This window comes from Actinomadura sp. NTSP31 (assembly GCF_041951385.1).
Taxonomy (GTDB): domain Bacteria; phylum Actinomycetota; class Actinomycetes; order Streptosporangiales; family Streptosporangiaceae; genus Spirillospora; species Spirillospora napierensis.
On record NZ_JBGNUT010000010.1, the window covers coordinates 125,702 to 152,368 of the forward strand.

25 protein-coding genes are annotated in these 26,667 nt (G+C 73.9%); 13 read left to right on the forward strand and 12 right to left on the reverse strand.

Annotated elements, in window-relative coordinates:
* The first annotated feature begins 27 nt into the window (after positions 1-27).
* Entirely contained in the window at positions 28-711 is a 684-nt protein-coding gene (locus ACA514_RS18935; RefSeq protein WP_375042487.1) for a TetR/AcrR family transcriptional regulator, read from the forward strand.
* Positions 712-743: 32 nt separating this feature from the next.
* Here ACA514_RS18935 and ACA514_RS18940 read toward each other — a convergent pair whose 3' ends face one another.
* The 4 genes from ACA514_RS18940 to ACA514_RS18955 are packed head-to-tail and all read right to left on the reverse strand — an operon-like array spanning position 744 to position 4,500.
* Positions 744-1,688: an alpha/beta hydrolase gene (locus ACA514_RS18940; protein WP_375042488.1), complete on the reverse strand. Its 945-nt coding sequence runs from the start codon at positions 1,686-1,688 to the stop codon at positions 744-746.
* Positions 1,685-3,355 carry an OB-fold domain-containing protein gene (locus tag ACA514_RS18945; protein ID WP_375042489.1) on the reverse strand — a complete coding sequence of 557 codons (1,671 nt, stop codon included), beginning with the start codon at positions 3,353-3,355 and terminating at the stop codon, positions 1,685-1,687. The genes ACA514_RS18940 and ACA514_RS18945 overlap by 4 nt, the downstream gene beginning before the upstream one ends.
* A 41-nt stretch (positions 3,356-3,396) precedes the next feature.
* Positions 3,397-3,588 (reverse strand): ferredoxin, encoded by a 192-nt coding sequence (locus ACA514_RS18950; protein WP_344261317.1) that lies wholly within the window; start codon positions 3,586-3,588, stop codon positions 3,397-3,399.
* A 51-nt stretch (positions 3,589-3,639) separates the two neighbouring features.
* Positions 3,640-4,500 carry a mycofactocin-coupled SDR family oxidoreductase gene (locus ACA514_RS18955; protein WP_375042490.1) on the reverse strand — a complete coding sequence of 287 codons (861 nt, stop codon included), beginning with the start codon at positions 4,498-4,500 and terminating at the stop codon, positions 3,640-3,642.
* Positions 4,501-4,796: 296 nt separating this feature from the next.
* Between ACA514_RS18955 and ACA514_RS18960 the strand changes: the two genes are divergently transcribed.
* A complete protein-coding gene (locus ACA514_RS18960; protein WP_375042491.1) occupies positions 4,797-6,002 on the forward strand; it encodes a CaiB/BaiF CoA transferase family protein in 1,206 nt (401 codons plus the stop codon).
* Positions 6,003-6,063: 61 nt separating this feature from the next.
* On the opposite strand, the gene ACA514_RS18965 is transcribed toward ACA514_RS18960, so the two are convergent.
* From ACA514_RS18965 to ACA514_RS19000, 8 genes are all read right to left on the reverse strand, one after another.
* A complete protein-coding gene (locus ACA514_RS18965) occupies positions 6,064-6,795 on the reverse strand; it encodes an alpha/beta hydrolase fold domain-containing protein (protein WP_375042492.1) in 732 nt (243 codons plus the stop codon).
* The gene (locus ACA514_RS18970; protein WP_375042493.1) at positions 6,785-7,504 is read right to left on the reverse strand and encodes an enoyl-CoA hydratase/isomerase family protein; all 720 of its coding nucleotides are present in this window, start codon (positions 7,502-7,504) and stop codon (positions 6,785-6,787) included. Before ACA514_RS18970 ends, ACA514_RS18965 begins: the two co-directional genes overlap by 11 nt.
* 115 nt (positions 7,505-7,619) lie before the next feature.
* Entirely contained in the window at positions 7,620-8,306 is a 687-nt protein-coding gene (locus tag ACA514_RS18975) for a TetR/AcrR family transcriptional regulator (protein WP_375042494.1), read from the reverse strand.
* Entirely contained in the window at positions 8,303-8,731 is a 429-nt protein-coding gene (locus ACA514_RS18980; RefSeq protein WP_375042495.1) for a Zn-ribbon domain-containing OB-fold protein, read from the reverse strand. The genes ACA514_RS18975 and ACA514_RS18980 overlap by 4 nt, the downstream gene beginning before the upstream one ends.
* Complete coding sequence (locus ACA514_RS18985; RefSeq protein WP_375042496.1) at positions 8,728-9,897, reverse strand: thiolase family protein; 1,170 nt, start codon at positions 9,895-9,897, stop codon at positions 8,728-8,730. Before ACA514_RS18985 ends, ACA514_RS18980 begins: the two co-directional genes overlap by 4 nt.
* On the reverse strand, positions 9,894-11,144 hold the full coding sequence (locus tag ACA514_RS18990; RefSeq protein WP_375042497.1) for an amidohydrolase family protein: 1,251 nt from the start codon (positions 11,142-11,144) through the stop codon (positions 9,894-9,896). The genes ACA514_RS18985 and ACA514_RS18990 overlap by 4 nt, the downstream gene beginning before the upstream one ends.
* 94 nt (positions 11,145-11,238) lie before the next feature.
* Complete coding sequence (locus ACA514_RS18995; RefSeq protein WP_375042498.1) at positions 11,239-12,705, reverse strand: MFS transporter; 1,467 nt, start codon at positions 12,703-12,705, stop codon at positions 11,239-11,241.
* Positions 12,706-12,759: 54 nt separating this feature from the next.
* Entirely contained in the window at positions 12,760-13,983 is a 1,224-nt protein-coding gene (locus ACA514_RS19000) for a CaiB/BaiF CoA transferase family protein (protein WP_375042499.1), read from the reverse strand.
* A gap of 455 nt (positions 13,984-14,438) precedes the next feature.
* On the opposite strand from ACA514_RS19000, the gene ACA514_RS19005 reads away from it, so the two are divergent.
* The 11 genes from ACA514_RS19005 (at position 14,439) to ACA514_RS19055 (ending at position 26,652) form a co-directional block, all read left to right on the forward strand.
* Complete coding sequence (locus ACA514_RS19005; protein WP_375042500.1) at positions 14,439-15,254, forward strand: mycofactocin-coupled SDR family oxidoreductase; 816 nt, start codon at positions 14,439-14,441, stop codon at positions 15,252-15,254.
* Positions 15,251-16,717: an aldehyde dehydrogenase family protein gene (locus ACA514_RS19010; protein ID WP_375042501.1), complete on the forward strand. Its 1,467-nt coding sequence runs from the start codon at positions 15,251-15,253 to the stop codon at positions 16,715-16,717. Before ACA514_RS19005 ends, ACA514_RS19010 begins: the two co-directional genes overlap by 4 nt.
* A 28-nt stretch (positions 16,718-16,745) precedes the next feature.
* On the forward strand, positions 16,746-18,023 hold the full coding sequence (locus tag ACA514_RS19015; RefSeq protein WP_375042502.1) for a cytochrome P450: 1,278 nt from the start codon (positions 16,746-16,748) through the stop codon (positions 18,021-18,023).
* Positions 18,020-18,274, forward strand: a complete 255-nt coding sequence (locus tag ACA514_RS19020; protein WP_375042503.1) for a ferredoxin — start codon at positions 18,020-18,022, stop codon at positions 18,272-18,274. The genes ACA514_RS19015 and ACA514_RS19020 overlap by 4 nt, the downstream gene beginning before the upstream one ends.
* Positions 18,275-18,346: 72 nt before the next feature.
* A complete protein-coding gene (locus tag ACA514_RS19025; protein ID WP_375042504.1) occupies positions 18,347-19,885 on the forward strand; it encodes an AMP-binding protein in 1,539 nt (512 codons plus the stop codon).
* A gap of 36 nt (positions 19,886-19,921) precedes the next feature.
* On the forward strand, positions 19,922-21,100 hold the full coding sequence (locus ACA514_RS19030; RefSeq protein WP_375042505.1) for an amidohydrolase family protein: 1,179 nt from the start codon (positions 19,922-19,924) through the stop codon (positions 21,098-21,100).
* Positions 21,101-21,122: 22 nt separating this feature from the next.
* Positions 21,123-22,703 (forward strand): methylmalonyl-CoA mutase family protein, encoded by a 1,581-nt coding sequence (locus ACA514_RS19035; RefSeq protein ID WP_375042506.1) that lies wholly within the window; start codon positions 21,123-21,125, stop codon positions 22,701-22,703.
* Complete coding sequence (locus tag ACA514_RS19040; RefSeq protein WP_375042507.1) at positions 22,703-23,110, forward strand: cobalamin B12-binding domain-containing protein; 408 nt, start codon at positions 22,703-22,705, stop codon at positions 23,108-23,110. Before ACA514_RS19035 ends, ACA514_RS19040 begins: the two co-directional genes overlap by 1 nt.
* A 142-nt stretch (positions 23,111-23,252) precedes the next feature.
* On the forward strand, positions 23,253-24,209 hold the full coding sequence (locus ACA514_RS19045; protein WP_375042508.1) for an LLM class F420-dependent oxidoreductase: 957 nt from the start codon (positions 23,253-23,255) through the stop codon (positions 24,207-24,209).
* On the forward strand, positions 24,206-25,249 hold the full coding sequence (locus tag ACA514_RS19050; protein WP_375042509.1) for a CaiB/BaiF CoA transferase family protein: 1,044 nt from the start codon (positions 24,206-24,208) through the stop codon (positions 25,247-25,249). The genes ACA514_RS19045 and ACA514_RS19050 overlap by 4 nt, the downstream gene beginning before the upstream one ends.
* On the forward strand, positions 25,246-26,652 hold the full coding sequence (locus ACA514_RS19055) for a class I adenylate-forming enzyme family protein (protein ID WP_375042510.1): 1,407 nt from the start codon (positions 25,246-25,248) through the stop codon (positions 26,650-26,652). Before ACA514_RS19050 ends, ACA514_RS19055 begins: the two co-directional genes overlap by 4 nt.
* Positions 26,653-26,667 lie beyond the last annotated feature (15 nt).

Genomic DNA, 26,667 nt, shown 5'->3' on the forward strand with positions numbered 1-26,667 from the left:
TCGATAGCGCAGAGTATCGTTCTGCACGTGACCGAAGTCTCCGAAGAGCCGGCGTGGCGCAGGCGGGCCGTCGAGCGATCCACCCGAGCCGCCAAGCTCCGCGCCGAGCAGCGCGTGCAGCGCTTCCTGGACGCGGCGCAGGAGCTCATCGTCGAGAACGGGACGACGGACTTCACCGTCCAGGAGGTCGTCGAACGGTCCCAGCAGTCGCTGCGCAGCTTCTACCAGCACTTCGACGGCAAGCACGAGCTCCTGCTGGCGCTGTTCGAGGACGCGCTGGCCACCGGGGCGCTGGAGATCAGGCACGCCGCCGTGTCCGAGGCCGACCCGCTGCGCCGCCTGCGGGGCGCCGTCGAGCTCCTCTACGAGCAGTCCCGCCCGAAGCCGCACGTGCGGCGCCCGCTGTTCAGCGACTTCGCGCAGCAGCTGCTCGTCCGGCATCCCGCCCAGGTCGCGGCCGCCCATCTGCCGCTGCTCTCGGTGTTCACCGAGCTCATCGAGCAGGCGGCCGAGGCCGGCGCGATCCCCGCGGACCGGCCGCGGCGCCGCGCCTCCCTCGTGATGCAGACGATCATGTTCGCCGCGCAGGGCAACGGCGTCTCCGTCGACGGGCGCGCCGTGCCCTTCACCTCCGCTGAGGTCTGGGACTTCTGCTTCCGCGGCATCGCCGGCGCCGCCATCGGGTCCCGGACCCCGAAGGCCGCGGACTGACCGCCGCGGTCCCGGCCTGAGGGCCCGACCGCTCAGCGCGGCGTCTCCTCGCCCACCGTGTGGGCCCGCCCGGACGGGCGCCGGCCATCCGACCGCTCCCGGGCCAGGACGCATTCCTCCGCGAAGGCCAGGACGCGCAGGTGGTACGCCATGGCCGACAGGCCGAGGCTCAGGTTGTGCCCGCCGCCCGCCTGCTCCTCCGCCTCGACGCGCGGCGCGGCGGTGAACATGGCCGCGACGTCCGCGAGTCCCGCCGGACCGGATCTCCACACGCCCTCGTGTTCGGCGAGCGTGTAGTGCACCGGGACGCGCACCCGGGCGGCGACCGCCGGGAAGTCGTGCGGCCAGCTCCGCGCCACGGCGCCCTCATGCGGCGGACCGGGGACCAGGACGCCCGCCTCACTCGCGATGCGCTCCGGGTACAGGCCGTCGCCGCCCCACACCAGGTCGCGGACCCCGCTCGCCTGGGACGTCCGTGACGAGCCGCCCCGGAACCGGCCCGTCAGGATCTCCGCGGCGGACGGCCGGTAGTGCCGCCCCGTCCCGGAGATCTCCAGCCCGAGCAGGTCGCGGACGCGCTCGCCGGCCGCCATCCTGACGGCCAGCTCGCAGCCCAGCGAATGCCCCACCAGCAGGACGCCCGCGCCGCGGGGGCGCGACCCCAGGAACCGGTCCACCGCCGCGTCCGCCAGGTCGACGCGCTCCTCGGCGGTCGTCATCCGCTCGGGGCGGACCGCGGACGCGCCGTAGCCCGGACGGTCCAGGGCGAGGACGGTGAAGCCGAGCGCCGCACCGGTCCGCAGCAGCGACAGCCGGGGCCGGTTCGGCGCGTCGAAGTACACCGAGGTCGTCGCGCCGCCGTGCAGGGCGACGACGACGGCCCGGGGCCGGGGGGCCTCCGCCAGCAGCGCCGACATCGGGACACCGTCGACGTCGGCGACCAGGCGGGACGGTACAGGGTCCGCGGCGGCCGTCACGCGTCCGACCGCAGCAGGATGGCTCCGCTCGGTGTGAGCCCGCCGCTGCTGACCACCGCGACCCGGGCGTCCGGCACCTGCCGTTCCCCGCCCTCCCCGCGCAGCTGCGCGACGGCCTCGTGGACGAGGCCCATGCCGTGGGTGCGCCCGTGCGAGAGCTGCCCGCCGTGGGTGTTGAGGGGAAGGACGCCGTCGCGGGCGATGTTCTTGCCGCCGTCGAGGAAGTCCTTGGCCTCGCCGATGCCACAGAAGCCGAGGGCCTCGATCCACGACAGGCAGTTGAAGGTGAAGCCGTCGTAGAGCAGCGCCACGTCGACGTCGGCGGGCCGCAGCGAGGTGCGCGTCCACAGGTGCGCGGCCTGCCCGAGGACCTGCGGCTCGTGGGTGAGGGTGCTCTGGTCCCATTCCAGCCGCTCGATGATCTGCGTCCCGACGGCCTCCACGCGGACGGGCGGTTTGGCCAGGTCGCGCGCGGCGTCGGCCGCCGACACGATGACGGCGATCGCGCCGTCGCAGGGCACGTCGCAGTCGTAGAGCCCGAACGGCGTGGTGATCGGACGCGCGCCGAGGTAGTCGTCCATCGTCATCGGGTCGCGGTAGACCGCCGCCGGGTTCAGCGCGGCGTTCGCCCGCTGGTTCAGCGCGATCCAGCCGAGCGTCTCCCGGGTCGTCCCGTACCGGGCGAAGTGCCGCTGGGCGTTCTGCGCCAGCGTGTGCGCCGCCGAGATCGCGCCGAACGGGTGCGTCCACGCGGAGCCGCCGGAGACCCGCTCGCCGCCGGGCGGGGTGATCTTCCCCTGCCGCATCAGCTCGGTGTGCGTGGCCTCCCAGAGCGTGCGGAAGCACAGCACGTGCCGGGCCAGCCCGCCCGCGACCGCGAGCATCGCCGCGATCAGGGAGCCGCCCGGGCCGAAGGTCTCCGCGCCGCCGTTGTACCAGGTCGGCCGGATGCCCAGCGCCGACTCCAGGGCGGTGACCCCGCCCTCGGCGAACCCGCCGAAGGCGCCCGCGCCGGGGTAGGTCGCCAGGCCGTCGATGTCGTCGAGGGTGAGGCCGGCGTCCGCGACCGCCCGCTCGCACGCCGCCACGGTCAGCGACAGCGGCGCGACCATCAGGCGCCGTCCGATCTCCGAGGTCCCGATGCCGGTGATCGCGGCGCGGTCCTCGAACTTGTCCGCCGCGGCCATCGGCCGGACGTGCCGGCCGATCCGCTCCGGCTCCACCGCGTCCGCGACCGGCTCCGCCGGCCCGCCCTGCTCGGCCGCCGGGCGGAACAGCGGCAGCCACACGTCCTCGGCCTGCTCGAAGGCGACCTCCATCCGCATGCCGAGTTCGAGGTCGCCGGGATCGCAGCCGACGGCGTTGGTCGTCAGCCGGACGCGGGGGTCCTCCTCGATCGCCACCTGCGCCACGACGTACGGCGGGGGCAGCCCCGGCAGGGCGAACCGGTGGTTGACGGTGAAGCCGATGAGCGTGGCGGAGCCCGACACCGCCCGCACCCGCAGCCGGGTGCCCCGGCAGTACCGGCACACCGGCTGCGGCGGGTGGATCAGCGCCTCGCACGCCTCGCACTGCTGGAAGCGCAGCCGGCCGTCCGCCCCGGACGTCCAGAAGAAGGCGTTCTCATCGGTGATCGACGGCAGGGGGCGGCCCGACGGTCCGGCCACATGGACTCCTTGTCATCCTCGCTGGGCAGGGAACGGGCGGGTCAGGACACCGAGATCGCGCGCTCCGGGCACGACCGGACGGCCTCCAGGACCTTCGCCTCCTGGTCGGCCGGGACCTCCTCGCTGACCGGCGACGAGTGGCCGTCGACGTCGTCGAGTTCGAAGACGTCGGGCGCCCTCATGGCGCAGAGCGTGTGGCCCTGGCAGCGCTCCAAGTCGACCTTCACCTTCACGTTGTCTCCTCCTCCGGGGACTCCGGCTGTTCGGGCTGGGACCTGCGGGGCTCAGACCTTGTAGTCATGCCACTTGAGGTAGCCGCCGGCGTCCACGCGCATCTGCATGCCCGTGACGTAGCGGGACTCGTCCGAGGCCAGGAACAGGACCATGTCGCTGATGTCGCTCGGCTCGACGTAGGGGATCGGCATCGCCTGCTGCACGCTGAACGCGGGCTCGGCGTCCGCGCGGGTCGGATGCTCCAGGTCCGGCCGGAACGACTTGTACATCGGCTCGCTCTGCAGCATGTCGGTGTTGCAGTTGGTGGGGTGCACGACGTTCGCCCGGATCCGCAGCGGGGCGACGTTCCGCGCCAGCTCGTGGATGTACTGCGAGAGCGCCTGCTTGGCGTACATGTAGGCGTGCCCGCCGGGGTCCTTGCCCGGCTCGTCGATGGTGCCGATGACCATGAGCGCCGCGGTCGATCCGGTGGCGATGATGGAGCCGCCCTCGGGCAGGTGCGGCAGCGCCGCCTGGACCGCGTTGATCGTGCCCACGAGGTTGGTGTCCACGACGTCGGTCCACGCCTGCAGCGGCGGCCGCCCCTTCATCCCGGCGATCCCGGCCTGCGCCACGACGATGTCGAGCCGGCCGAGCTCGGCGATGCCCCGCTCCACCGCGTCCCGCAGCTGCGCGGCCTCGCGCACGTCGGCCTGCACCGCCACGATGCGCCGGCCCAGCTCCTCGACGAGCCGGACGGTCTCCTTGAGGTCGTCCGGCCGGGCGAGGGGGTAGCCGACCGTCTCGTAGTCCTGGCAGAGGTCGACCGCGATGATGTCGGCGCCCTCTTCCGCCAGCCGCACCGCGTGGCTGCGGCCCTGGCCGCGGGCGGCGCCCGTGATGAACGCGACCTTTCCCGCAACACGTCCCATGGATGGTGTCCTTCCGGTCTGGAGCCGCTCGGCCCGCGCACTCCGGTCCAGGGGTAGAGAACCCTCGTTCCGGATATGAGAACATTACTCTCACCAACGGCCCGCCCGGAAGACCCGCGGCCGTGGATCGGCGGAGGTGGCCGCCGGTGCCGGTGAGTTGATTCTCCAATTCTGAGAATGTAACTTCCAGGCAGTGTGCCCTTCCGCGGCCGGGAGCCGCCGGGCACCGTTCGCAGGTCGGGCGTCGCCGGGTTGGAGGAGTTCATGGAGATCGGGTTCTGCGCGGCGGTGGCGGCGTGAGGCCGCTGGAGGGGGTCCGCGTCCTGGAGGTCGCGATGTACGGGTTCGTCCCCTCGGCGGGCGCCGTGCTGGCCGACTGGGGCGCCGACGTGGTCAAGGTGGAGCACGCCGTCACCGGCGACCCGCAGCGCGGCCTGCGGCAGATCGGCACGATCCGCGTCGAGGGCGACCCCAACCCCAACATCGAGCACGCCAACCGCGGCAAGCGCTCCCTGGGGCTCGACCTGACCGTGGCCGAGGGCAGGGAGGTCCTCGAAGAGCTGATCCGCCGCTCGGACGTGTTCCTCACGAGCTTCCTGCCCGGCGCGCGCGCCAAGTTCGGGATCGACGTCGACGACGTCCGCGCCGTCAACCCGAAGATCGTCTACGCGCGGGGCAGCGCGCTCGGGCCGCGCGGCCGGGAGGCGGACAAGGGCGGCTACGACATGACGGCGTTCTGGGCGCGCGGCGGCACCGCCGCCAGCCTCACGCCCGCCGGCACGGAGGGCATGATCAGCCCGCCCGGACCGGCCTACGGCGACACGATCTCCGGCACGAACCTGGCCGGCGGGATCGCGGCGGCGCTGTTCCGGCGCGAGCGCACCGGCGAGCCGTCGGTGGTCGACGTGTCGCTGTTCGGCAGCGGCCTGTGGGCGATGGGGCACGGGATCGCGCTGTCGCTGCACGTCGGCGAGCCGCTCGTCCCGCCGCCGGCGGGCGCGCACGGCTCGCCGTCCAACCCGCTGTCCGGCCTGTACGCCACGTCCGACGGCCGGCACCTGGCCTTCGTCATGCTGCAGCCCGGCAAGTTCTGGGCGGACGTGTGCCGCCACATCGGCCGGCCGGAGCTGGCCGACGACCCGCGCTTCGCGGACGCCGAGCGGATCGCCGCCAACACCGGGCAGGCCGTGAAGATCCTCCGGGAGGCCATCGCCGCCCGGACCCTGGCCGAGTGGACCGAGCGCTTCGCCACCCTCGCCGGTCCGTGGGCACCGGTGCAGGACTCGCTGCAGGCCGGGAACGACCCGCAGGCCCGCGCGAACGAGTACGTCGTCCGGGCCGGCGACCTGGACCTGGTCGCCAGCCCCGTGCAGTTCGACGTCGCCGCGCCCGAGCTCGGCCCCGCGCCCGAGTTCGCCGCCCAGACCGAGGAGATCCTCGCCGAACTGGGGCTGGACTGGGACCGCATCATCGCCCTCAAGGCCGCGGGCGCCGTCACCTGAACAACGGCCCGGCCGGGCGGAGGGGCATGAGCCCGCCGAGCCCGGCCGCGGCCGTCCGAGGTCAGCGGGAGGGGACGGGCGAACCGTTCGCGCGCGTCCACTCGGCGGCGAAGCCCGCGATGCCGGAGACGGTCTCGGCGGGCAGCAGCGACCGGTCCTGCACGACGCGGAGGTCGACGGTGACGCCGGAACGGGCGGCGCGGGCGGCGAACGCCAGCGAGTCGTCCAGCAGCGGGTCCGTCCCCGCGGCCAGGAGCCTGATGGGCGGCAGCCCGTGCAGGTTGCCGTACAGCGGGCTGAGCAGCGGATCGGCCCGGTCCGCGCCCGCGGCGTAGCGCTCGACGCGCCGCCGCAACCGGGCGGCGTCGAACGCCGGGTCGGCGCCGGCGTTGAGGCGCAGGCTCGGCGCCTCCAGCGTCAGGTCCAGCAGCCCCGACACCAGCACCGCGCAGCGGGGCGGCTCGGCTCCGAGGTCGCGGAGCCGCAGCAGCAGGGCCGCGGCCAGCCCGGCGCCGAACCGTTCGCCCGCGACCACCGTCGGCCCGGACGCCCGGCAGTGCTCGTAGGCCGCGCGGACATCGTCCAGGGCGGTGGCGAACGACGTCCCGTACCGGCCGCAGACGACGGTCGCCGCCATCCGGGTCGCGAGGCGCCCGGCCAGGTCGAGCACCGGCTCCGGCGTGCCGTGCGGGCCGCCGTCGCCGGGCAGGTAGAGGACGGTCGTCTCGGCCGGCCCCGCCGGACGCACGATGAGCCCGACCGGGCTCTCGGACCGCCGCACGTCATCGCGCACGGTTCATCACCCTCTCCGCCGCCTCCCAGTGCTCGTCCGCCACCCACAGCCGGGCGAAGGCGCGGGCGGCCTCGTCCGCGCTCAGGCCGCCCGCGACGACGCGCTTGATCTCGCGCGCCGCGCCGGTGGCGAGCGACGCGGCCAGCGACCGCCAGCCCTCCTCGAAGGAGGAGCGCGGCAGCACCACGTCCACCAGCCCGAGCCGTTCGGCCTCCGCCGCGCCGAGCACGGTCCCGGCGCCCGCGAGCAGCAGCGCCCGGCCCGGGCCGACGAGCGCCGCGAGCCGTTCCGCGCCGCCCCACGCCGGCATGATCGCCAGCGTCGACTGGGTGAAGCCGATCCTGACGTCGTCGGCGGCCACCCGGATGTCGGCGGCGACGGCCACCTCGGCCCCGCCGCCCAGCGCGTGCCCGTTCAGCGCGGCGATCACCGGGGCGGGGAAGGCCGCGATCCGGTCGCAGACGCCCCGCATGCGCAGGGCCATCGCGACGGCCTCGTCCTCGGTGCGGATCGCGGCGAGCTCCTTCAGGTCGCCGCCCGAGACGAACGCGCGGTCGCCCCCGCCCCGGACGACCAGCGCGCCGGCCCCCTCGGCCTCGTCGAGGGCCTTGTCCAGCTCGTCCATGGTGGCCGGTGCGATGGCGTTGCGGGCCTGCGGGCGGTCGATGGTGATGACCGCCACGCCCCGCTCCAGCTCGAGATCGACCATGCGGGCTTCTCCAGATGAGGCGAGATTGACATTCTCATTTGTGGAAATAGCGTATTCGCCCGTCACGGCGCAGGCAACCCCCGGCGGGGCCGGGCGGACCGGTGCGGACGCGCGGTCAGGCGGCGGCCGGGCCGGCGGGCCCGGCGCCGGGCCCGTGCAGCGCGGTCAGGCAGAACCGCCAGACGTTCTCGGCGAGCGCCCCGCGGTCGGGCTCGGGCGGCTCGCCCATCCCGAGGACCAGCGTGTGGAAGGACGTGGTGACGATCGAGGTGATGATGTGCACGTCCCAGTCGAGGTTCGCCGGGCGCACGAGCCCGGCCTCGGCCGCGCCGACGATCAGCTCGCGGACGAACTCCTCGTACGGGCGGCCCGTCACGGCGATCGTCTCGGGACTGGTCCGGGCGATCCGCACGTGCTCGTAGGCGATCACGCGGCTGAGCGACTCGTTCTCCCGGTGCCACACCAGCGGCCAGGTGACCGCCATCCGCAGCCGCTCCAGCGGGTCGCCGGACGTGGCCAGGATGTACTCGCGGATCCTCGGCAGCGCCCCCGTGACGGACGTGGTGAAGACCGTCCGCAGGAACTCCTCCTTGGTGGGGAAGCACCGGTAGAACGTCTTGATCGCGACGCCGGCCCGGCGCACGAGCTCCTCGATCGTGTAGTCGGAGTCGCCCTTCTCCAGGAGCAGCCGCTGGCCGGCCGCGATGAGCTTGGCCCGCGGCCCGACGAACCCTCCTCGGGCGGGGCGGTCCTCGACGGCGTGCCGAGTCATGCGCTCCGCCCACCCCGGCTCCAGCGTCACGCGCCAAGGGTATCGCCCGCCCCCCGGACCGGCCGGAAGACGGGGATCACGACGTCCGGGGCGATCGTCTGGAAGTCGGCCTCCACCCGCATCCCGATCACCGGCCGGTCCGTGCCGATCACGGTCGAGTGGACGAGCGGGCCCTCGTCCAGTTCCACCAGGGCGACGTTGGGGGGCGGGTCGTCGAACGACGTCGCGTACCGCTGGTGCACGACCGTCCAGGTGTGGAGGCGGCCGAGGCCGCTCGCCGGCTCCCACGCCATCGGCGCCATCCCGTGGCTCGGGCAGCCGCCCGCCGGCCACACGGCCCGGCCGCAGGTCCCGCAGCGCAGCAGGAGGAAGCGGCCCTCGCGGCAGCCCTGCCAGAACTCCGCGTCCGCCAGGTCCGGTGCGACGTCCCCGGGGAACGGCCGCGGCGCGCTCACCGCGGCCTGCCCAGCACGAGCGACACGTGCGCCCACGAGCCGTGCACGCCGCCGTTGCCGCCGCTGCCGCTGACGAGGCACAGCTCGGCGTCCGGTACCTGGTTCGTCGGGGCCCGGCCGCGGACCTGCAGCACGCCCTCCGACAGCGGGGTGAACCCGGTGGCGTAGAAGCCGGAGTGCTGCCCTCCGCCGGTGTTGGTGGGCAGGCTCCCGGCCGGCCCGGTGTGCCCGTCCCGGACGAAGGCGGGCGCCTCGCCCTCCCCGCAGAACCCGTACTCCTCCAGCTGCATCAGCGTGGCGATGGTGAAGGGGGAGTAGAGCTGGGCGGTGGAGATGTCCTCCGGCCCGACGCCGGCCTCGGCGTAGGCGCGGCGGGCGGCGTCGGGCGACGCGCCGAACCGGCCCGCCATCGTGCCGTCCCACCAGTTGGCGATGTTGTGCCCGCAGCCCGACCCGAGGACCGCGACCGGGCTGCCGGCGCAGTCCGCGGCCCGCTCCGCCGAGGTGATCACGATGGCGACGCCGCCGTCGGTCGGGCGGGAGCAGTCGAGCAGCCGCAGCGGGTCGGCGATCATCCGGGACGCCTGGTGGTCGGCCACCGTGATCGGCCGCCCGTACCCGACCGCGCCCGGCCGGACGCTCCCGTACGCCCGTTCGACGACGGCTACCGCGCCGAGGTCCTGCGAGGTCGCGCCGTGGACCTCCAGGTAGCGCCGGGCGGCCATGGCGTACACCGCGCCGGGGCCGACCAGCCCGTACAGGTAGGGGTAGCCGTAGCTGTACCCGCCGATGTCGGACCGTCCGGCGACGCCGTGGTTCGGCTCCGGCCGCGGCGCCGTCCCGGTGAACGCCTCCCCGTAGACGCTGAGGACGTGGTCGGCCTGCCCGGTCGCGATGAGACCGGCGGCGACGACGACCGACAGCGCGGGGGAGGCGCCCCCCGAGTTCAGCGCGAACGACGCCCGCGGGGACAGGCCCGCGTAGCGCAGGTCCTCGGGCTGGGCGCCGAAGCAGACGCAGGTGTCGACCAGCTCGCGCCCGATCCCCGCGTCGGCCAGCGCCGCGTCGATCGCCTGCCGCCGCAGCTCTCGCGGCGAGATCCCGAGCCGGCGGCCCTGCGGGCTCATGCCGAGCCCGACGATGACGGCGGACCGGGCGTCCGTCACGAGACCCCGCCGGGGACGGGCAGGTCCGCGGTGTCCGCCGGGGTGAACTGGAACAGCCGCTCGGCGTTGCCCCGCAGGACCTTGTACTGCACCTCGGGGGCGAAGCCGGCGAGCCGGTCGTGCGCGAGCTTCATCGAGTTCGGCCAGGTGGTGTCGGAGTGCGGGTAGTCGGTCTCGATCATGACGTTGTCCTCGCCGATGAGGTCGAGGTTACGCAGGCCGGCGACGTCGTCGATGAAGCAGCCGTAGACGTGGTCGCGGAAGCTCTGCCGGATGTCGAAGTTCAGGTAGTCGATGCTGTGCGCGCCGCCGTCGGTGCGCTGCTGCTTGCTGCCCTTGCCGGGGTCGTAGTCGATGCCGCGCTGGAACCAGAAGCGCTGCTTGTCGATGACCTGCTCGGCCCGCTCCAGGAAGTAGGGGATCCAGCCGATGTTGCCCTCGGCCAGGGAGATCTTGAGGTCGGGGAAGCGCTCGAAGACGCCGCTGAACAGCCAGTCGAGCATGGTGCCGGACGTGCGGACGGCGCCCCACGACAGGTTGGCCATGAAGTTGGTGTCGGCGTTGATCGACGGGATCTGCGACGACGAGCCGACGTGCATGCAGATGACCACGCCGCACTCCGCGGCGGCCCGGAAGAACGGGTCCCAGTAGCGGCCGGGGTCGTTGATCGTCGGCAGCCCGAGCGGCTCGGGGTTCTCGCTGAACGCGACCGCGTGCACGCCCCGGCCGGCGACGCGCCGCACCTCCTCGGCCGCGGCCTCGGGATCCCACAGCGGGATCAGCGTGAGCGGGATGAACCGGCCCGGCGCGCTCGCGCACCACTCGTCGACCATCCAGTCGTTGTAGGCCTTGACGCAGGCGAGCCCGAGCTCCTTGTCCTCGCCGCGGTAGAACGTCTGGCCGCAGAACGCGGGGAACGTCGGGAACGTCATCGAGGCGAGGATGCCGCCCTGGTTCATGTCCTCGACGCGGGCCCGCGGGTCGTAGCAGCCGGGCCGCATCTCGTCGTAGCCGAGCGGCTCCGGGCTGATCAGGCTCTTGTCCCGGCCGACCGTCGCGGACAGGCCGCTGGCGCGCTGCTTCGCGCCGAGGTAGTGCCAGGTGCCCTTGCCGTCCCCGTCGACGACGAGCTTCGGCCCGCGGTCGCGGTACTTCCGCGGCAGCCACGTCTCCCACAGGTGGCCCGGTTCGAGGACGTGGTCGTCGACCGAGATCAGCCAGTTCAGGTCCGGGTTCGTGCCGGTCATGATGGTCCGTCCTTCCGTCGGGGCGCCGGTGGGCCCGGCGCCGGGGTTCGTTCGTCGCCCGGCTTCGTCGCCGCCGGGGCGGGTCGCCGCCGGATCAGGCCTCCGCCGGCTCCACGCCGAGACCGCCGGCGGGCTCCGCCGCCGCGCGCGGACGGCGGCCGCCGATCATCAGGCCGATCACCGTGCCGACGAGCGCCAGGACGGTGACCGACAGCAGCGCGGCCACCAGCGCCGACCGGGTCGGCAGCTCCGTGCCGGGCACGGTCGAGGCCGCGAGGATGACCGAGGTGAGCGCCAGCCCGCAGGCCACGGCGATGTTCTGGGTCACCCGGTTGATCCCGGTCGCCTCGCCGGTGTGCTCCGCCGGCACCCCCTCCACGATGAGGACGGGCAGCGCGGTCGCGGCGAAGCCGGTGGCGATGCCGGTGAGGGTGAGGCAGAGCAGGGTGCCGGCGACGCTCTTGGCGAGGAAGATCCACAGGACGATGCCGGCGGCGTAGGTGCAGGTCCCGATGACCAGCGGCCACCGCGCCCCCACCGCCTGGGCGATCCGGCCGCTGACCGCCGCGCCCCCGTAGCCGAACACCGCGACGACCAGCAGCAGCCATCCGGACCTCGTGGGCGACAGCCCCAGGCCGACCGGTGCCTTCTCGGGGAGCTGCAGCACCATCTGCGACAGGATGGCGATCGCCCCCATGGGCCCGAGCCCGACCATGACCGTCGCCGCCGTCGTCAGCCGGACCTTGCGGGCGGCGAACAGCCTCAGGTCGACCATCGGCTCCGGGACGCGCCGCTCCCACCATGCCCAGACGAGGAAGGCCGCGACGCCGAGCACGAACGCCGCGATCACCCGCGGGTCGTCCCAGCCCCAGGTGCGGCCCTGGGTGGCGCCGAACAGCACGCCCCCGGCGGCCGGCGCCAGCAGCACGCCGCCGACGACGTCGATGGTCGGCCGCGGTGTGATCCCCGGGGTGCGCGGCAGGCCGAAGACCGCGATCACCGTCGCCGCCGCACCGAGGACGGTGGCCACCAGGAACATGGCGCGCCATCCGCTGTGGTCGATCAGCAGGCCGGCGAGCAGCGCCCCGGCACCGGTGCACACCGGCACCACGCCGCCGAGCAGCGACATGGCGAGCGGCACCCGCCGTTCCGGCAGCAGCTCGCGGACCAGGCCGAACGACAGCGGCAGGGCGCCGGCGGCCATGCCCTGGACACCGCGCCCGACCACCACGAGCCACAGCCCGCCCGCCAGGACGCTGATCAGCGACCCCAGCGCGGCGACCGCCAGCACGGCGATCAGGACCCGCGTCCGGCCGAAGATGTCGCCGAGGCGCCCGCTGGTGGCGGCGGACGCGGCGCCCACCAGCAGGTAGATGGTCGTGCTCCAGCCGACGGTCGCGGCGTCGGCCGAGAAGACCTTCATGAAGGTGGGGATGGCGGCGACCGCCATCGCGGTCTCGAAGACGGCGCAGACCTCGATGGCGATCAGCGCGACCAGCAGGGCCGTCGCCGCGCGTTCGGTGGGGAAGGGGGGCCGATCCGGCGTGGGTCGCGCGGTCACCGGGTCCTCCAGGGGGTGGGGTGGGTGGAGCTGCGGTTCCGGCCCGCGCGGTCGTCAGACCACGCCGGACTCCTTGAGCGCCGCGATCGCGTCCCAGCCGTGGCCGAGTTCGAGCAGCACCTCCTCGGTGTGCTCGGCGTGCTCGGGGGCGCGGCGCGGTTCGGGGACGCGCTCGTCGAACTGCACCGGGGCGCTCATCAGCCGGACCGCGGTGCCGTCGTGGTCGACGGGCACGGTGTATCCGTTCTCGGCGACCTGGGGGTCGTCGGCGGTCTCGAGCATCGTGCGCTGGACGGCCCAGGGCCCGGCGAGGCCGGCGAGGCGCCGTTCCCATTCCGCCAGCGGCAGCGCGGCGAAGACGTCCTCCAGCACGGCGGTGCACGCGTCGTGGTGCGCGGAGCGGGACGCGGCGTCCGCGAACCGCTCGTCCGCGATCAGGTCGGGGCGGCCCAGGTGCCGGCACAGGTCGGGCCACCAGCGGTCGGACTCGATCATCATCAGCGCGATCCAGCGGCCGTCGGCCGTCCGGTAGCCGCGCCCGATCGGGTTCGCCGAACGCCCGGTGGCCACGGGGAACTCCCGGCCGAGCCCCCAGGAGTAGAGGATCGCGCTGGAGTGCTGCCACAGCGCGGAGCCGAGCAGCGAGACGTCCACGCACGCCCCCTCGCCGGTCCGCTCGCGGCGGAACAGCGCCGCGGCGATCCCGAACGCCAGGTTCATCGCGCCGGCCTTGTCGCCGAAGGCGGGCGGCTGGGGCAGCGGCCGGTCGGCGTCCGGCGCGGTGAGCGCGGCGGCGATGCCGCTGCGCATCCAGAACGAGGTGAAGTCGTACCCGCCGCGGTCGGCGTCGGGGCCGCGGACCCCCTGGGCGGTGGCGCGGGCGTAGACGATGCGCGGGTTGCGGGCCCGGACCGCGTCCTCGTCGAACCCGAGCTTCACCCGCGCGGGTCCGCGGAAGTTCGTCACGAAGACGTCGGCGCGGTCGACCAGCTCCATGAGCAGCTCGCGGCCGCGGGGCTTGCGCAGGTCGAGCCCGATGCTGCGCTTGCCGCGGTTGGTCTGGGCGGTGACCAGGTTGACCTCGCCGGCCTTCGGGACGATCCCGGAGGTGGCGAGCCCGCGCTGCGGGTCGCCGGTGACCGGATCCTCGACCTTGATGACCGAGGCTCCGAAGTCGGCCAGCACCGCGGCGGCCGCCGGCGCGAACGTCCACTGCGCCACTTCCAGGACCTGGACGCCGTCGAAGACGGGCGGCGGGCCGGCCGGCCGGTGGGGCATGGGGCTCTCCTTCGCGGGCTCGCGCCGCCGCGGCGCGGACGCCGCGGGACGCAGGGAAACCGGGACTGAACGGCGGGGCGGAATGGTCTCGGCGGCGCGGTGCGCCGGCGGTGCGGGCGACGCCTCGTCGGTGGCATCGCGACCTCAACGTAACCAGTAGAAGCGCATATGTCCATAAGTGCGAGAAGATCGTTCTCGACAGTGAAGATGAGAATCCCTCGCATGCGATCGATGCACGGCTTGATGGCTTGACCAGCTGCGAGTACCTATGGAGAAGCTCATTCTCTTGACGCTTTTCACCAGCCGTGCTTACCTTCGAAAAGCCCGGCCTGTTCACCTCGCCGGGTCCAATCCCGACCGGTCCGGCGGCGGAACGACTGCGCGCCCGCCGGACGGTCCGGCATGCCTTTCGGCAGGGCCGAACGGCAGCGATCACCGAGGAGAGGCCGACGACAATGGGGCAACTGGACGGCAAGGTCGCGTTCATCACGGGCGCCGGCCGCGGGCAGGGACGCTCGCACGCGGCGCTCCTGGCCGAGCACGGGGCCGACGTGATCGCCGTGGACATCTGCGCCGACATCCCGACCGTCCCCTATCCGATGGCCACGGCGGACGACCTGGCCGAGACGGCGCGCCTCGTCGAGGCGGCCGGGCGGCGGTGCGTCACCGCGATCGCCGACGTTCGCGACATCGGCGCACTGGCGAAGGCCCTGGACCACGGCATCGCCGAACTCGGCGGCGTGTACATCGTGCTCGCCAACGCGGGCGTGCTGCACAGCGACCGCACCGAGACCACCCTGGAGCAGGCGGCGGCCCGTTGGGACGACGCGGTCGGGGTGATGCTCACCGGCGTCTTCAACACGCTGAAGGTGGTCCAGCGGCCGCTCGTCGAGCAGGGCCGCGGCGGCTCGATCGTGGTGACCGGGTCCACTGCCGGGCTCAAGGGCATGACGGACGGCTCCGGCGGCATGTCCGGCTACAACGCGGCCAAGCACGGCGTCGTCGGCCTCGCGAAGGGCTTCGCCCGGCTGCTCGGCCCGCACGGCGTCCGGGTCAACGTCGTCCATCCGACCGCCGTCGACACCTACATGATCAACAATCCGCACTCGCCGATGACGCGGGCCAGCGACGCGCAGGCGCTCACCCGGGTGCTGCCGATCGACCGGCTGCAGCCCGCCGACGTCAGCCAGGCGATCCTGTGGCTGGTGTCGGACGCCGCGCACGCCGTGACCGGGGTGGCGCTCCCCCTCGACGCCGGCGTCAGCCTGTGAGGGCGGGCATCACGGACGCGTCGGCCCCGTGCTCGTTCGTGGACGGCGTCCGCCTGGGCCGAGGTCCGCTCCTCCGGGTCACGAACCCGGCGGACCTGTCCACGGTGGCCGAGGTGCCGACGGCGGAGCCCGCGGACTTCCAGCGCGCCGTGCGGGCCGCGCGGCGCGCCTTCGACGGATGGTCGCGGACGCCGGCCGCCGAACGGGCGTCGCTCGTCCTGGCATTCCTGTCGGCGCTGGAGGCCCGGCGCGGGCGCCTGGAGGACACCATCGTCGCCGAGACCGGCGCGCTGCTGTCGTCGGCGCGGACGCTCCAGGTCGCGGGCGCTATCGAGCACGCCCGCGCCGCCGTCCGGATCCACGCGTCCCTGCCGGAGGAGGAGCACAACCCGGTGCCGCTTGACGGTCTCGTCGCCGGCGGGCGGGTGGCCGCGAGCGTCCTCAGCTGGGAACCGCTCGGCGTCGTCGCGGCCATGCCGGCCTACAACGTGCCGCTGTTCCTGGCCCTGTGGAAGGTCGTCCCGGCGCTGCTGACCGGCAACACGGTGGTGCTGCGGCCCAGCCCGCTCGCGCCGATGGCGGTGCTGGCCGCGGGCGAGGCCGCCGAGGAGGCGGGGCTCCCGCCCGGCGTGCTGAACGTGCTCGCCGAGGAGGGCACCGCCGGGGCGGTGCTGATGACGACCGCGCCGGAGGTCGACGCCGTGTCGTTCACCGGGTCCAGCGCCGTCGGCGCCGCGATCGCCATCCAGGCCGCGCCGACCCACAAGCGCCTGATGCTGGAGCTCGGCGGCAAGTCCGCGGGGGTCTACCTGCCCGACGCCGTGGAAGCGGCGGCCGACGGGATCGCGGTCGTGATGCGCGCGATGGCCGGGCAGGGCTGCGTCCTGCAGACCCGGGTGCTGGTGCCGCAGGAGAGCAAGGGGCGCGTCCTGCGCGACGCCGCGGACCGCGTCGCCGCGCTCCGGCTCGGCGACCCGCGCGACCCGGCGACCGACGTGGGGCCGCTCATCAGCGACGCCCAGGTGCGGCGCTGCGAGGACCACGTCGCCGCCGCCCTCGCGCACGGCGGCCGGGTCGTCGCCGGCGGCCGCGCCCGCCGGGACCTCGGCGGCCACTTCTTCGAGCCGACCGTCGTCGACCTCGACGACACGGCCAACCCGCTGGCCCAGGAGGAGACCTTCGGACCGGTCGTGTCGGTGATCGGCTACCGCGACCTCGACCACGCCGTCGAACTGGCGAACGACACCGTGTACGGGCTGTCGGGCGCGGTGTTCGGCGCCGCCGACCGGGCGCTGGCCGTCGCGCGCCGCATCCGCTCCGGCGCGGTGCTGGTGAACGGCGGCTACTTCGGGCCGTTCGCCTCCTCCGGCGGGTGGCGGCACAGCGGCCGCTCGCGGGAGCGCGGACGCGAAGGAATCCGGGCCTACCAGCAGGTCAAGCACCTCACGGCGGTGAGCCGGTGACCGGCCCGCGACCGAACGGGAGACACGCATGCTGCTAGAGGAGATCGCCGGGCTCGACCCGGACGGCATCCGCACGCTGTTCGACACCGGCGGCGAGTACCGCCGCGCCATCTCCGGCGGGGACTACGTCGAGGACTTCCACGCCGACCTGCGGCGGGCCCGTGAGAGCGGGCCCGTGCACGAGGGCAGCGTCGAGGAGGCGCTGGGCCTGCCCCGTCCCGAGTACGCGCGGCGGTGGTCGGAGCCGGTCGTCTCCGTCTTCGACTACGGGACGGTCAACGCGGTGTTCCGCGACTCGGAGACGTTCAACTCCGAGATCCTCCGCGGCACCTTCGCCACCTTCGGCCCGAACATCCTCGGCATGGACGGGGCCGAGCACGCCCGGCACCGGGCGGTCGTCCAGCCCTCGTTCGGACGCGCCGCGACGCAGTGGTGGATCGACCGCTGGATCGCCGGGATCACCGACGCCCTGCTGAGCCGCGTCGAGGGGCGGGGGCGGGCGGAGCTGAACCTCGACTTCTGCGCGCTGCTGCCGCTGCTGACGATCACCGGCAGCTTCGGCGTCCGGATGGCCGAGACGCTGCGGCTGCGCGAGCTGATCGAGCGGATGATCGGCGCCGACGTCGCGCGCGAGGACAAGCTCGCCGCGTCGGCCGCCGCCGCGGACCTGCTGCTCCCGGTGATCGCCGACCGGCGGGAGCATCCGCGCGACGACCTGATCAGCAGGCTCGTACAGGAGCGCGTCCGCGACGAGGACGGGAACCTCCACGGGCTCGCCGACGAGGACGTGCTGGCGTTCGCGCGGCTGATCCTCACCGCCGGGTCCGGCACGACGTGGCGGCAGCTCGGCATCACGCTGTGGGCGCTGCTGAACAACCCCGCCCAGCTCGACGCCGTCCGCCGCGACCGCTCGCTCGTCCGCGCGGCGATCGAGGAGTCCCTGCGGTGGGAGGTCACCGACCCGACGTTCTTCCGCATGGCGACGCGGGACACGGTGCTCGGCGGGGTCCGCGTCCCGGCCGGCGCGCGGGTCGCGCTCTGCCTCACCGCGGCGAACCACGATCCGGCCCGGTGGGACGACCCCGACGCGTTCGACCTCTTCCGGCCGCTGCGCCCCCACCTGTCGTTCGCCGGGGGCCCGCACGTGTGCCTCGGCATGCACCTCGCCCGCGCGGAGATGACGGTGGCCCTCAACGCGATCCTCGACCGGCTGCCGAACCTGCGCTGGGACCCGGACGCGCCCCGCCCCGTCCTCATGGGCCTGCAGATGCGGGGCCCGGCCCGGCTGCCGGTGGTGTTCGGATGAGCGGCGGCACGGCCGGGGCCGGGCGGGCCGGGGAGCGGCCGGAGGTCGCGGTCACGCCGCGGACCTGCGCCGGCACCGGCGTGTGCGCCTTCTACGCGCCCGGCACCTTCGAGCTGGACGGGAAGGGGACGGTCCGGCTGCGGGCCGAGCGCGGCGAGGACTCCGCGGCGGATTCGGCCGAGGACGTCCGCAACGCCGCCGAGGCGTGCCCCACCGGGTCGATCCGGCTCTCCTTCCCCGTCGAGAGATGACTGTTCTCTCGACTGAGAACGTGATATTCACAAGCCATCGGCGGTCCGCATCGCGAACTGGGAGCCATCACCATGCGAACGATCCCTGACGCACTGGTCAAGCGCTACGAGGCGGAGGGCTGGTGGACCAGCGAGACCCTCGGGGAGATGCTGGCGCGCGGGCTCGCCGGGGCTCCCGGCACGGTGTTCCGGGTGCACTCGGCGGTGCGGCCGTGGACCGGCACGTTCCGCGACGTGGAGCGGGTCGCCCGGCGGCTCGCCGCCGGGCTCCGGGCCCGCGGCGTGCGGCCCGGCGACGTGGTCGCGTTCCAGTTGCCCAACTGGATGGAGGCGGCGGCGGTCTTCTGGGCGTCGGCCTTCCTCGGCGCGACGGTCGTCCCGATCGTGCACTTCTACGGCCGCAAGGAGGTCGGCTACATCCTGAAGGCCGTCCGGCCGAAGGTGTTCGTCGGCGCCGAGCGGTTCGGCCGCCTGGAGTTCGACCCCGGCGTGTGCGCGGACGTGCCGGTCGTCGGCGTGGTGGGGCGCGACTTCGACGACCTGCTCGCCGAAGACCCGCTGCCCGGCACGGCCGCCGTGGACCCGGCGGGCCCCGCGGTGATCGCGTTCACCTCCGGCACGACGCGCGACCCGAAGGGGGTCGTGCACAGCCACCGGACGCTCGGGTTCGAGACCCGCCAGCTCTCCGAGCGCTACCCGCCGGACGTCTCCCGGCAGATCATCTCCGCCCCGGTCGGCCACTTCATCGGCATGGTCTCGGCGTACCTGATCCCGGTGCTGAGCGGCGCGGCGGTGAACATCGCCGACGTCTGGGACCCGGGCCGGGTGCTGGCGCTGATGAAGAGCGACGACCTCACCGTGTGCGGCGGCGTCCCGTACTACATGACGAGCCTGCTCGACCATCCCGACTTCACTCCGGAGCATCTGGCGAACATGCGGTTCGCGGGCCTCGGGGGCGCGGCGGTCCCGGTGGCGGTCACCACCCGGCTGCAGGACCTCGGCATCACGGTCTTCCGGTCGTACGGGAGCACCGAGCACCCGTCCATCACGGGCTCGCACTTCACCGCGCCCGCGGCCAAGCGGCTGCACACCGACGGCGCGGCGCTGCCGGGCGTGGAGATCCGCCTCGGCGAGGACGGGGAGATCTACAGCCGGGGCCCGGACCTGTGCGTCGGCTACACCGATCCGGAGCTGACCGCCCGCGCGTTCGACGAGGACGGCTGGTACCGGACGGGCGACATCGGCGTGCTCGACGGGGACGGCTACCTGACGATCACCGACCGCAAGTCCGACATCATCATCCGGGGCGGGGAGAACATCAGCGCGCTGGAGGTCGAGGAGTCCCTGCTCGGCCTGCCGGGCGTGGCCGAGGCGGCGGTGGTGCCGGCGCCCGACGCCCGGCTCGGCGAGCACGCCGCGGCGGTCGTCAGGGCGAAGCCGGGCGAGCCGGTTCCGACGATCGAGGCGATGCGCGCCCACCTGGAGCGGGTCGGGCTGGCCCGGCAGAAGTGGCCGGAGGAGCTGCACGTCGTCGAGGACTTCCCGCGCACCGCGAGCGGCAAGGTGCAGAAGTTCCGGCTCCGCCGGGACATTGCGGTACGCGCTCACTGAGAATACTATTCTCAATATCGCCTAAGGAGGATATCGATGCCGTCGCGCGCGCTGCCGTATCCGCTGTTCGACGCGGACAACCACCTCTACGAGACCCAGGAGGCGCTGACGCGCCACCTGCCGAAGCAGTACGCGGGGGCCATCCAGTACGTCCAGGTGAACGGCCGTACCAAGATCGCCATCCGCGGCCAGATCAGCGACTACATCCCCAATCCCACCTTCGACGTCGTCGCCCGCCCGGGCGCGATGGAGGACTACTTCCGGCACGGCAACCCCGACGGCAAGAGCAAGCGGGAGATCTTCGGCGAGCCGATGCGCGCGATCCCCGCCTTCCGCGAGCCCGGCCCGCGGCTGGAGCTGATGGACGAGCTCGGCATCCAGCGCACGCTGATGTTCCCCACCCTCGCCAGCCTCATCGAGGAGCGGATGCGCGACGACCCCGACCTGATCCACGTGGTCGTCCACGCCCTCAACCAGTGGCTGCACGAGACCTGGTCCTTCAACTACAAGGACCGCATCTTCACCACCCCCGTCATCAGCCTGCCGATCGTCGAGAAGGCGATCGAGGAGCTCGACTGGTGCCTGGAGCGCGGCGCCAAGACGGTGCTGATCCGGCCCGCGCCCGTCCCCGGCCACCGCGGCCTCCGCTCGTTCGCGCTGCCGGAGTTCGACCCGTTCTGGAAGCGGGTCGTCGACGAGGGCGTGCTGATCGGGATGCACTCCTCCGACAGCGGCTACAGCCGGTACGCCAACGACTGGGAGGGCCACGGCGCCGAGATGCTGCCGTTCAAGACCAACGCCTTCCGGATGCTGGCCGAATGGCGGCCGGTCACCGACGCCGTCGGCTCGATGGCCTGCCACGGGCTGCTGACCCGCTTCCCCGAGCTGAAGATCGCGGTCATCGAGAACGGCTCGTCCTGGCTGCCGCCGCTGCTGGACCAGCTCGCCGACGTGCGCAAGAAGGCCCCGGAGGCGTTCGGCGAGGACCCGGTCGAGGCGGTCAAGCGCAACATCCACGTCAGCCCGTTCTGGGAGGAGGACATGGCCGAGCTCGCCGACCTCATCGGGGTCGAGCGGGTGCTGTTCGGCTCCGACTACCCCCATCCGGAGGGCCTGGCCGACCCGGTCAGCTACGTCGACGCGCTCGGGCGGCTGGACGAGGCCGACCAGGCGAAGATCATGGGCGGGAACCTGGCCCGTCTGATGTCGGTCTGACGCGTCCGCCGCCATGGCCGACATGAACGACGACGCCGTCCGGACCTCCTCCGGCATCCCCCTCCGCCCCGTCTACGGGCCCGAGGACGTTCGCGGGGGGCCGCCCGGACCCGGCCGGTACCCCTTCACCCGCGGGAACTACCCCTCCGGGTACCGGGGGAGGCTCTGGACGATCCGCCAGTACTCCGGGTTCGGCACCGCCGAGGAGTCCAACCGCCGGTACCGGTACCTGCTGGACCAGGGCGGCACCGGGCTGTCGGTCGCGCTGGACCTGCCGACCCAGTGCGGCCACGACTCCGACGACCCGGAGGTGACCGACGAGGTCGGCCGGGTGGGCGTCGCCATCGACACCCTCGCCGACGCCGAGGTGCTGTTCGCCGGCATCCCGCTCGACCGGATCAGCACCAGCTTCACCATCAACGGGACGGCGGCGATCCTGCTGGCGTTCTACGTCGCCGCCGCCGAGAAGGCGGGCGTGCCGCGCGCGAAGCTCACCGGGACGATCCAGAACGACATCCTCAAGGAGTACGCCTCGCGCGGCACCTGGATCTGGCCGCCGGAGCCGTCGCTGCGGCTGATCGCCGACACCATCGAGTTCTGCGCGGCGGAGGTGCCGCGGTTCAACGCGATCTCGGTGGCGGGCGCGCACTTCCGCGACGCCGGCGCCAACGCCGTCCAGGAGATGGCCTTCACGCTCGCCGACGGGGTGACCTACTGCGACACCGTCGTCGAGCGCGGCCGGATGACGATCGAGGAGTTCGCGCCGCAGGTGTCGTTCTTCTTCTACACCCACGGCGACTTCTTCGAGGAGATCGCCAAGTACCGGGCGGGACGGCGGCGCTGGGCGACGATCGTCCGGGAGCGGTACGGCGCGACGAGCGACAAGGCGTCGATGTTCCGGTTCGGCTGTGTGGCGGGCGGCGCGTCGCTGTACGCCCCGCAGGCGCGCAACAACGTCGTCCGGGTCGCCTACGAGGCGATGGCGTCGGTGCTGGGCGGCGTGCAGTCGATGTTCACCGCCGCGTGGGACGAGCCGTTCGCGCTGCCCAGCGAGGAGTCGGCGACGCTCGCGCTGCGCACCCAGCAGATCCTCGCCCACGAAACCGGCGTCGCCCGGGTCGCCGACCCGCTCGGCGGCTCCTACTTCGTCGAGGCGCTCACCGACGCCACCGAGGAGCGGATCGTCGAGATCATGGACGACCTCGACCGGCACGGCGGCATGGTCCGCGCGATCGAGGACGGCTACCTGCAGGGCCTCATCGCCGACGAGGCGTACCGGATCCAGCGCGACCTGGAGTCCGGCGCCCGCCCGGTGGTGGGCGTCAACCGGTTCGCCTCCGACGAGCCCGCGCCCGACATCGACGGCTACGAACTGGACGCCGAGGGCCGGGAGCGGCAGCTCAAACGGCTGGCGCGGGTGAAGGCGGAGCGCGACCCGGCGGCCGTCCGCGCCCGGCTCGCCGAGCTGTCCCGGGCCGCGGAGGGGGACGCCAACCTGATGGGCCCGCTGATCGACTGCGCCGGCGCCTACTGCACGGTCGGCGAGATGGTGGCCGCGCTCAAGGCGGTCTGGGGCGAGTTCCAGCAGCCGGTGGTGTTCTGATGCCCGCGCGCATACTGATCGCCAAGCCGGGCCTGGACGGCCACGACCGCGGCGCGAAGGTCGTCGCCCGCGCGCTGCGGGACGCCGGGTTCGAGGTCGTCTTCACCGGCATCCGGCAGCGCGTCGAGGACATCGTGGCGATCGCCTTGCAGGAGGACGTCGCCGTCGTCGGCCTGAGCATCCTGTCCGGCGCGCACCTCGCGCTGACCGGCCGCACCGTCGAGGCCCTGCGCGCCGCCGACGCCGCCGACATGACCGTCATCGTCGGCGGCACGATCCCGGCCGCCGACGTCCCCCGGCTGCGCGAGGCGGGCGCCGCCGCGGTGTTCCCGACCGGTACCGCGCTCGACGACCTGGTCGCGGAGGTGCGCGCCCTGACGGCCGCCCCGCCGGCCACGACCGGATGACCACCGCACGGCGGCGGACTTTCGCCGCGCCGCCGGTGTGACCCGAGACCCTCCGCGCACGGCGCGCGCGGAGGCGCATGCGGCCGGGCCGGCGCGCCCGGCCGCGTGCGCATAGCCCAACCCCTGCGAACTTGGAGGAGCCGTGCGGATCGGTGTGATGAGCGGGCCCGAGCGCGGGGACTCCGCGCGCAAGGCGAGCCGGATGGTCGACGACGCCCGGTGGGCCGAGTCCGCCGGGCTGGACACCGTGTGGGTGCCGCAGGTGCCCACGGACTTCGACGCGCTGCTCGCGGTGGCCCTGATGGGCACGGGGACGAGCAGGATCGAGATCGGCACCGCGGTGGTGCCGCTGCAGGCGCAGCACCCGATCGCGCTGGCCCGCCAGGCCCTGTCCGCCCAGGCGGCGACGGGCGGGCGGCTCGCGCTCGGCGTGGGGCCGTCGCACCACTGGATCGTCCGGGACATGCTCGGCCTGCCCTACGAGCGGCCCGCCGCGTACACCCGCGACTACCTGGACGTCCTGGACGCCGCGTTCGCCGGGCCGGGCCCGGTCGACGTGGAGAACAAGACCTTCACCGTGCACAACCCGCTGGGGCTGGGGGCGGTGGCCCCGCTGCCGGTCCTGGTCGCCGCGCTCGGCCCGGTGATGCTGAAGATCGCGGGGGAGCGGGCCGACGGCACCGTGCTGTGGATGGCCGACGAGAAGGCCGTCGGCGAGCACGTCGTCCCCCGCATCACCAGGGCCGCCGAGGAGGCCGGACGCCCCGCGCCGCGGATCGTCGCCGGCGTCCCGGTCTGCCTGTGCGGGCCGTCGGAGGTGGACGCGGCCCGCGAGCGCGCCAACCGGATCCTCGGCGAGGCCGAGATCTCCCCGAACTACCAGCGGCTGCTGGAGTACGGCGACGCCCGGGACGTCGGCGACATCTGCGCGGCGGGCGACGAGGCGGCCATCGCCGCCCGGCTGCGCCGGTTCGCCGACGCGGGCGTCACCGACCTGTCGGTGCGGCTGCTGCCGATCGGCGAGGGCAGGGACGAGCTGGTCGCCTCCAAGGAGCGGACGAGGGAGATGCTCGCGGGGCTCGCGGCGGAGCTGAGGTGAGCGCCGGGCCGCTGGCGGGCATCCGCGTGCTGGAGGCCGGGCACATCCTGGCCGGCCCGTACGCCACGATGATGCTCGCCGACCTCGGCGCCGAGGTCACCAAGATCGAGCCGCCGGGCGGCGACCTGTCGCGGCAGGTGAGCGACGCGTACTTCGCCAGCCTCAACCGGAACAAGCGCAGCGTCCGGATCGACCTGACCTCCGAGGCCGGGCGGGAGCGGCTCGGCGAGCTGGTCGCCGGGGCGCACGCCCTGCTGGTGAACCTGAAGCCGTCGGCGATCCGGCGGCTGGGGCTCACCTACGAGGCGCTGCGGCACCACAACGAGCGGATCGTCTGCGTCGCGCTCACCGGATTCGGGCTGGAGGCCGGCGATCACCCCGCGTTCGACTACGTCGTCCAGGCCGCCACCGGCGTCGCCGCGCTCACCGGCGACCCGGACGGGCCGCCGACCCTGCCGGGCTACTCCTCGGCGGACAACTCCGCCGGCCTCACCGCGGCGCTGGGCCTGCTCGCCCAGATCGTCTCCGGGCGCGGCGGGCAGGTGGAGGTGTCGCTGCGGGACGTGATGCTGTCCCAGCTCAACTACCGCGCGTCCGCGTACCTGAACGAGGGCGCCGAGCCGCGCCGGCTGCCGTTCGGCGCGCACTCCTACTACGTCCCGGCCCAGCTGTTCCCGACGGCCGGCGGGCATCTCGCGCTGTTCATCACGCACGACCGCTTCTGGAAGGCGTTCTGCGCGGAGGCGGGCGTCGAGGGGTTCGCGACCATGGCCGAGCGCGTGGCGCGGCGGGAGGACGTGCTGGCCGCCGTGACCGCCGTCCTGGCGACGGACACCGCCGCCGGCTGGGAGGCCCGGCTGCGCCCGCTCGGCATCCCGGCGGCGGCCGTGCGGACGCTGCCGGAGGCGCTGGCGGCCGCGCCGGACACCATCGTGGAGGCGGGAGGATACCGGCTGGTCGGCAGCCCGATCCGGGTCGCCGGTTACGAGCCCCGCTACGGACCCCCTCCCCGCCTGGGGGAGCACGGAGACCTGACGTGAGCGGGCGGGCCGCCCTCGCCTTCGAGGAGCGCGAGTACACGGCCGCGCGGCTGGACGCGCTCGCCGCCGGGCTGGCCGGGACGCTCGCGCGGCGCGGCGTGCGGGCCGGGGACCGCGTCGCGCTGATGTCCTCGAACCGGCCGGAGTTCGTCGTCGCCGTGCGGGCGGTCTGGCGGCTGGGCGCGGCGGTCGTGCTGTTCAGCCCGTCCTGGAAGCGGGGCGAGGCCGAGCACGCGCTGAAGGTCACCGAGCCGGCGCACGCGGTGGGCGACCACCCGCTCCTGGCCGGACTGATGCCGATGCTCCACCTGGACGAGGAGCCCGTCCGGCCCTCCGGCGCCGCCTTCCCCGAGCCGGCACCGGACGCCGACGCCCTCCTGGTGTTCAGCTCGGGGACGACCGGCCTGCCGAAGGCGGTCCGGCACACCCACGCCTCCTTCGGCGCCGCCGTCCGGAACTGGCGCGCGACGCTGGAGCTGACCGCGCGGGACAGGATCCAGATCGCCACGCCGCCGTCCCACATCCTCGGCCTGCTCAACATCGAGACGGCCCTGCAGACCGGCGCTTGGATGCGGCTGCACCGCCGCTACGACCTGGACCTGCTGCTGCGCACCATCGAGTCCGACCGGATCACCGTGGAGATGGCCGTCGCGCCGATCGCGCTGGCGATCGCCTCGCATCCGAAGCTGGAGTCGTTCGACCTGTCGTCGCTGCGCTACATCATGTGGGGCGCGACGCCGGTGACCCCGGAGATCGCCGAGGCCGTCACCCGGCGGACCGGCGTCGGCTGGGTGCCGGCGTACGGGGCGAGCGAGCTTCCCGTCATCGCCTGCAACCCGGTCTCCGGCGCACGGCTGGACAGCGTCGGGCGGCCCGCGCCCGGCGTGACGCTCCGGGTGGTGTCGCTGGAGACCGGCGAGCCGGCCGGGCCGGGGGAGACCGGCGAGATCCAGGCGCGGTCGGACTCGCTCATGGCCGGCTACCTGCCCGCCGAGGCGACCGCGGCCGCGTTCGACGGCGGCTGGTACCGCACCGGCGACGTCGGGCACATCGACGAGGGCGGCTGGGTCCGGCTCACCGACCGCGCCAAAGAGATGATCAAGGTGCGCGGGTTCCAGGTCGCGCCCGCCGAGGTCGAGGCCGTGCTGCACGGCCACCCGGCCGTCGCGGACTGCGCGGTGTACGGGATCCCGGACGGCGCGAACGGGGAGGCCGTCGTCGCGGCGGTCGCCGCGGACGGCCCGGTCGACCCCCGCGAGCTGATCGCGCTGGTCGGCGACCGGCTGGCCTCCTACAAGCGGCCGCGCGAGGTCGTGCTCGTCGAGGAGATCCCGCGCCTGCCGTCCGGCAAGGTGCTGAGGCGGCTCCTCAAGGAACGCCACGGGGGCACGGCCGGCGACTGAGCCCGGGACCGCCCC

Coding starts and splice junctions, on each gene's coding strand:
- ACA514_RS18955 (WP_375042490.1), bottom strand. CDS start 4,500: ATGGGACGTGTTGCGGGAAAGGTCGCGTTCATCACGGGCGCCGCCCGC.
- ACA514_RS19005 (WP_375042500.1), top strand. CDS start 14,439: ATGGGGCAACTGGACGGCAAGGTCGCGTTCATCACGGGCGCCGGCCGC.
- ACA514_RS19020 (WP_375042503.1), top strand. CDS start 18,020: ATGAGCGGCGGCACGGCCGGGGCCGGGCGGGCCGGGGAGCGGCCGGAG.
- ACA514_RS18990 (WP_375042497.1), bottom strand. CDS start 11,144: ATGACCGGCACGAACCCGGACCTGAACTGGCTGATCTCGGTCGACGAC.
- ACA514_RS19040 (WP_375042507.1), top strand. CDS start 22,703: ATGCCCGCGCGCATACTGATCGCCAAGCCGGGCCTGGACGGCCACGAC.
- ACA514_RS18970 (WP_375042493.1), bottom strand. CDS start 7,504: ATGGTCGATCTCGAGCTGGAGCGGGGCGTGGCGGTCATCACCATCGAC.
- ACA514_RS19015 (WP_375042502.1), top strand. CDS start 16,746: ATGCTGCTAGAGGAGATCGCCGGGCTCGACCCGGACGGCATCCGCACG.
- ACA514_RS19030 (WP_375042505.1), top strand. CDS start 19,922: ATGCCGTCGCGCGCGCTGCCGTATCCGCTGTTCGACGCGGACAACCAC.
- ACA514_RS19025 (WP_375042504.1), top strand. CDS start 18,347: ATGCGAACGATCCCTGACGCACTGGTCAAGCGCTACGAGGCGGAGGGC.
- ACA514_RS19035 (WP_375042506.1), top strand. CDS start 21,123: ATGAACGACGACGCCGTCCGGACCTCCTCCGGCATCCCCCTCCGCCCC.
- ACA514_RS19000 (WP_375042499.1), bottom strand. CDS start 13,983: ATGCCCCACCGGCCGGCCGGCCCGCCGCCCGTCTTCGACGGCGTCCAG.